This window comes from Candidatus Chloroploca mongolica (assembly GCF_004762035.2).
In the GTDB taxonomy this organism is placed as follows: Bacteria; Chloroflexota; Chloroflexia; order Chloroflexales; family Chloroflexaceae; genus Chloroploca; species Chloroploca mongolica.
Window position 1 is genome coordinate 1 of sequence record NZ_SIJK02000124.1, and the last position, 5,413, is coordinate 5,413.

General features: G+C 58.3%; 6 protein-coding genes. 2 read left to right on the forward strand and 4 right to left on the reverse strand.

All coding sequences use genetic code 11. From position 1 onward, the window contains the following. Positions 1 to 181: 181 nt before the first annotated feature. Positions 182 to 445 carry a DUF2203 domain-containing protein gene (locus EYB53_RS24885; protein ID WP_135482243.1) on the forward strand — a complete coding sequence of 88 codons (264 nt, stop codon included), beginning with the start codon at positions 182 to 184 and terminating at the stop codon, positions 443 to 445. 11 nt (positions 446 to 456) lie between these two features. On the opposite strand, the gene EYB53_RS24890 is transcribed toward EYB53_RS24885, so the two are convergent. From EYB53_RS24890 to EYB53_RS24905, 4 genes are all read right to left on the reverse strand, one after another. After that, on the reverse strand, positions 457 to 1,284 hold the full coding sequence (locus EYB53_RS24890) for a DUF3352 domain-containing protein (protein WP_135482246.1): 828 nt from the start codon (positions 1,282 to 1,284) through the stop codon (positions 457 to 459). A 150-nt stretch (positions 1,285 to 1,434) separates the two neighbouring features. Next, positions 1,435 to 2,262 carry a metal ABC transporter permease gene (locus tag EYB53_RS24895; RefSeq protein ID WP_135482248.1) on the reverse strand — a complete coding sequence of 276 codons (828 nt, stop codon included), beginning with the start codon at positions 2,260 to 2,262 and terminating at the stop codon, positions 1,435 to 1,437. After that, positions 2,234 to 3,019, reverse strand: a complete 786-nt coding sequence (locus EYB53_RS24900) for a metal ABC transporter ATP-binding protein (RefSeq protein WP_135482250.1) — start codon at positions 3,017 to 3,019, stop codon at positions 2,234 to 2,236. Before EYB53_RS24900 ends, EYB53_RS24895 begins: the two co-directional genes overlap by 29 nt. Positions 3,020 to 3,089: 70 nt before the next feature. Then, on the reverse strand, positions 3,090 to 4,610 hold the full coding sequence (locus tag EYB53_RS24905) for a metal ABC transporter solute-binding protein, Zn/Mn family (RefSeq protein WP_135482252.1): 1,521 nt from the start codon (positions 4,608 to 4,610) through the stop codon (positions 3,090 to 3,092). 195 nt (positions 4,611 to 4,805) lie between these two features. Here EYB53_RS24905 and EYB53_RS24910 point away from each other — a divergent pair, with 195 nt between their 5' ends. Further along, positions 4,806 to 5,267, forward strand: a complete 462-nt coding sequence (locus EYB53_RS24910; RefSeq protein WP_254151243.1) for a Fur family transcriptional regulator — start codon at positions 4,806 to 4,808, stop codon at positions 5,265 to 5,267. The last annotated feature ends 146 nt before the right edge of the window (positions 5,268 to 5,413 follow it).

Consider the following 5,413-nt stretch of genomic DNA (forward strand, 5'->3'; position numbering starts at 1 on the left):
AACGCCCATCGTCCGCCGTTGGCTGAGCTTGTCGAAGCCAATCCCTAGAGCAGAAAACTTAGGTTACACACCAGTAAGTAGTGCCGACTTCAGTCGGCTTCCAGTTCAGCTGACTGAAGTCGGCACTACCCTCTAAAGCTGATCCGGCCCTTCTGAAACCATGTCAAAGGAGAATACCAAAATGTCACACGAAGAAGAACTCGCTGAACAAGCCCGCTTGATCAAATGGCTCCAAGAGCAACTCGAACATCAGCGCACCGTCAATGCCGAGCTCCGGCGCGCCGTAGCCGATCTAGCGCGCACCTTTCAAGAGTCGCTCGCAGCCGCATACGAGGCTGGCGAAAGCGGCGATCTCGAAGCGATTCGCCGCATCACCAGGGCCAATCAGCAACACTGGCAGAGCTACCTCCAGCAGATTGTCGCCGCCGCCCGGCGCGAAAAGTGAGTTATGTCAATCTAAGGCGCAATCAGGCTTTGCATCAAGGCACTCAAGCCCTGACGCGCCGCTTCGCCATTGGCCGTGCCATCGGTATAGACGGCCCCGGCACGCTGCGGGGTCAGTTGGGCGCTAAACGTGCGAAATTCAGGAAGGGACGCCAGTTGATTGGTGCTTACGCCCGGTTCGACGGCGACCATCGCTTCAATCGCTTCACGCCGATTGCTAAAGACGACGTAATGATCAACAAGCGCAAAAGCCGTGGTCAAACCTGGTGCGCCACCCTCCTGGGCATAGATCGTCACCTCACCACTGTTTATTGCCTGGAATGTCTCGCCACGCGCCTCGCGGGCTGTGCGATGCTTTTCGAGGAACGCACTTGCCTGCGGATCATTCTTTGAACCAAAGAGCAAGACAACCTCGGCGTCATTGAGAAAAGCTGTGCTATCAGAAACACCTTGCAACGATCCTGCCTCCACACCACGCACCGCCACGATCATCTCACTGCCGAGCCAGGTACCAATATTGCCCTCGAGCGGCACCCCGGCCAGCGCCTCAACCGGCTCCAGCAGCGCCGCTGGATCACTGATCCCAAAGCCTTCGCGCAGGGCGCGCTGCAACTGATTCACGTCAACCACCCCACCAACATTCGGGGCCAGCGCCGCATAAAGCTGCGTATCAACAGGCAACAACTCACCCGCCGAAGGTCCACGCGTCGCCAGCAGAATCCAGGCAAACAGCCCCCCGCCAATCAGCATCGAAATCAGGGTAATCACCGCTCCACCAGCCACAGCATACCCCAGACTATGCTCACGCGGGGCGCGTCCAGGCATTGTTTGAGAAGACATAGCGCTCTACTTTCACAGATCCACCAGATAAGCCGTCCTGGCAAACACTGTAGCGCAGTCGCGTCATTCATGCAAACGTCGGGCGATAGTTCACGCATCTTCGCTGGTCGGCAAAGCTATCGACGTTAGCTCTGCCGACCAGCGAAGCACTTACACACGCACCACTCGCGTGCGAAGCATATGAAAAACCCAGGCCAGGAAGAAGCTGCCCGTGCAGGCCAGCACAATCGCTGCACCCGAGGCGACGTTGGCGTAGTATGAAGCGTAGAGCCCGATAATCGAGGAACTGATCGCGATGATAGCCGCGAGTACCATCATCCGGGGGAGTCGGTTGGTGAGCAGGGCGGCCGCCGCCGCCGGTGTGACCAGCAGGGCGCTTGTCAAGACAACGCCGACAATCTGGATGCAACTGACGACCGTAAAGGCGAGCAAGATCAAGAGTAGGGTGCGGAGGCGATCAGCACGCAAGCCAATGCCCTCGGCATAGGTTGGGTCGTAGCTGGTCAGTTCCAGTTCTTTGTGCAGCAAGGCCAGCGTGAGCAGTACCCCCACGGCAATTGCAGCGGTGATATACAGGTCGCCTAGGCGTACCCCCAGCACATTGCCAAATAAGATATGGCTCAGGTCGCGAAAGCTGTTCATCCGGCTCATCATCAGAATGCCAAGGGCAAACATGGCCGTGAAGAGCACGCCGATCGCCGTATCTTCGCGTACCACCCCGCGCCGCGAGACCCATCCTATACCCAGGGCGGTCAGAAGCCCAGCGGCGATCGCGCCGCCAAAGAGGTTCCAGCCATTCAGAAACGCAACGACGAGTCCAGGCAGCACGGTATGGGCCAGCGCATCGCCAATAAATGCCATCCGGCGCAAGACAACATACGAACCCAGCGCGGCACAGGTGATGCTCACCAGAATAGCCGCCGCCAGGCCGATCCGCATAAAGGTGAAACTAAATGGTTCGAGTAGCCAGTTGATCATAACGCGGTGCTTTGGCCGGGGCCAGGCGACGACCAGTCTCCTCAATCACACGATCAGTCTGCAAAGACCCGTTCTCAAGACTGATGACACGGTCAAATTCATCATCAAGCCGATCCAGATGGTGCGTGGCAACCAGCGCAGTCCGATTCTCACGACGCAGATCGGCAAGCACCCCGGCAATGATCGCCCGACTCGGCGCATCAACGGCACTCAGCGGTTCGTCGAGCAACAAGAGATCTGCCTCTTGCACGAGCGCCCGCGCCAGCAACGCACGCTGCTGCTGCCCTCCCGAAAGCTGGCTAATCTGCCGTTCGGCCAGTTCCTCTAACCCGAGCCGTTCCAGCACCTGCATCACCATGGCACGATCGTTCGGCCCAGTACGGCGCAGCCAGCCGAGATGCACATAGCGCCCGGCAAGCACCATCTGCTTGACGCTCACCGGAAAACGCCAATCGACATCGCCACGCTGCGGCAGATAGGTAACTCGGTGATGGCACGCCCCCACTGGATGCCCATAGATGCGGATCGTGCCGGCCTGCGGGTGCAACAGGCCCGCCACCGTTTTGAGCAGGGTGCTCTTGCCCGAGCCATTGGCCCCAACCAGGGCCACCCGCAACCCGCTGGCAATTTTGAGTGAGACATGATCGAGCGCTGGCTCAGGCGAGCCAGGGTAGTTTACCACTAGTTGCTCGAGCTCAAGTGCCATGGCATCAGCAATCGGATGGACATGATGCCGGCCACTATATGTGAAAGCCATATGTTGTCCTCTTAAACCCTGCTCGCTTGCCTGGGCGCACCGTGGGGCACCCAGGCAAGCGGGCTCCTCGCTACTCGGCCAATGCATTGACAATCGTGGTGGCATTGTGCTGGATCATCGCCACATATGTGCCTGCAGAACCACCCGGCTGGCTGAGGGCATCGGTATGCAGATCAGTCACCAGGGTCACCCCGGCTTCGCGGGCGATCGTCTCCATCAACGTCGGATTCGACACATTGTCGGCAAAGATAGCGGGCACGCCGACAGCGCGAATTTCATTGACCAGCGCAGCAAGGTCACCTGCTGACGGATCGGCATTTTCGGTTGTGGTGCCAAGGGCCGTGCCGACAACCGTGAACTCGTAGCGATCGGCAAAGTAGGCAAAGGTGTCGTGGGTCGTGACCAGTTTGCGCGCTTCTACCGGCAGCCGACTCACTTCAGCCTGGACAAACGCATCCAGCGCCGTCAGTTCAGCCAGATAACGCTCGGTATTGAGTTGATAGGTATCGGCGTTGGTCGGATCAGCGGCGATCAAGGCATCGCGGATCACTTCGACCATCAACATTGCATTGTTGGGGTCTTGCCAGATATGAGGATCGTACTCACCATGGCTGTGTCCATGGTCGTCCTCATGCGCAGCCTCATCATCGCTGTGCCCCTCTTGTTCGCTATGCCCTTCGCCCCGCTCCCAGACAAGCGTGAGCAGCGTTTCGGCCTGCGGGCCAAACTGCACGACATAGCTCCCTGGCTCAAGATCAAAGGTATAGAGAACCTTGACGGCATCGCACCCTTCGCTGATTGGTTCAACCGACTCGGGAACGAGGGGCGTATCACCTGCAAAAAGCGTCAGGGGGGTGTCACTGCCGAGAAAGAAGAGCACATCACCGTCGCGGTCTTGCTCAAAGGCGACAAAACCTTCGCCATTGCTCAGAGTAAGATCGTAGCGCGTATGATCGTCGGGCATCACCACCGTCGCCTCGGCGGACGTTGCGGCCGCTGTCACCGCCACCGGGTCATCGCCAAAGTGCTTGCAGGCATGGGCCAGACCATCATCGTGCGCGTGCTCATCATCGTGCGCGTGCTCTTCATCGTACGCGTGCTCATCATCGTGCGCGCTATGCCCCTCGGCAGCAGGCAGCGGCGTCACCCGCTCGGCAACCTCGACCCGTGTTGCCTGCGAGCCTGATGCTTCATAGAGCGCATCAAACCAGGTTTCAAATTCCAGTCCATTCTCAATAATCACATCCGCCCCAGCCAGGGTCACACTATCTTGAGGCACCGGCTGGTAGACATGCGGGTCACTATCCGGCCCAACCAGCACCGTCAGGTCAATCAGATCACCGGCCACATTCGTCACCAGATCCCCAAGAATGCTGAAGGTTGCGACAACCTTCAGCTTTGAGGAAGCATCGGTCGGCGGCGTTGTGGCCTCGGTTCCTGGTGCGGCCTCAGTCGCTGCGGTCGGTGCCGCAGTCGGTACCGCCGTTGGTGACTGTACGGCTGGTGATGTGCCACACGCAGCCAGCAAGAACGTCAACACGGCAAAGAGACTCGCAAGCACTCGTCGTTTGCTCCGCAAAAGCATCTGCATACCCCCCGAAATCTTTATCTACACTCGCGCCTGAATAGGCTGTACATACCGTTTATATTGAGATATTGTATCAACACTACCTGACATAGAGTATCATTTGCCGTGTAAATTGTCAAGAATGATAGTTAGTATCATCATAATCGTGTTACAATCTTCCTGTTTCCTAGCGCCTCCATCCTTACTCTCATGAGGCATATGATGAGTCGTCTCCTCAAACAACAACAAGCTCTCCTCCCTGCCCCAGCGCACGAGCTCGCTGCACAGATGGCTGAGGCAGGGTACAAAGTGACCCAGCCACGCCTCGCGGTCTTGCGGGCGGCTGTTGCGCTCGATAAGGCGTTTACGGTGCATGAACTTGAACAGTGGTTATTGCAACGCAACGAGTCGCCCGGCATCGCCAGTATCTTTCGTACCGTCAAGCTCCTTTGTGATCTTGAACTCTTTCAGCGCATCCACGGTCTCGAAGATTGTCACCGCTACAGCATTAGCGGGGGCCACGCACACCACCTGATCTGTGTCTCGTGTGGGGCGCTCAAGAGCTTCGATAACTGTGGGTTGCGCGATCTCATCACGACGCTCGAGCAACAAACGGGGTACCACATCAACGATCATGTGCTCGAACTCTTTGGGCGCTGCCCACGTTGCCTGGCGGTGTAATGTCCTAGATCAGGGCGATTGCATCATACGAAACCGGATACAACGGGGCACCCGCAAGGGGTGCCCGTACCGGCGCAAGGCCGCATCCGGCGTAGGGGCACCCCTTGCGGGTGCCCTTGCGGGTGCCCTTGCGGGTGCCTTGGCGG

Excerpts from the sequence above, each read along its gene's own strand:
- EYB53_RS24905 (WP_135482252.1), bottom strand. The coding sequence starts at position 4,610 with ATGCAGATGCTTTTGCGGAGCAAACGACGAGTGCTTGCGAGTCTCTTT.
- EYB53_RS24895 (WP_135482248.1), bottom strand. The coding sequence starts at position 2,262 with ATGATCAACTGGCTACTCGAACCATTTAGTTTCACCTTTATGCGGATC.
- EYB53_RS24885 (WP_135482243.1), top strand. The coding sequence starts at position 182 with ATGTCACACGAAGAAGAACTCGCTGAACAAGCCCGCTTGATCAAATGG.
- EYB53_RS24900 (WP_135482250.1), bottom strand. The coding sequence starts at position 3,019 with ATGGCTTTCACATATAGTGGCCGGCATCATGTCCATCCGATTGCTGAT.
- EYB53_RS24890 (WP_135482246.1), bottom strand. The coding sequence starts at position 1,284 with ATGTCTTCTCAAACAATGCCTGGACGCGCCCCGCGTGAGCATAGTCTG.
- EYB53_RS24910 (WP_254151243.1), top strand. The coding sequence starts at position 4,806 with ATGATGAGTCGTCTCCTCAAACAACAACAAGCTCTCCTCCCTGCCCCA.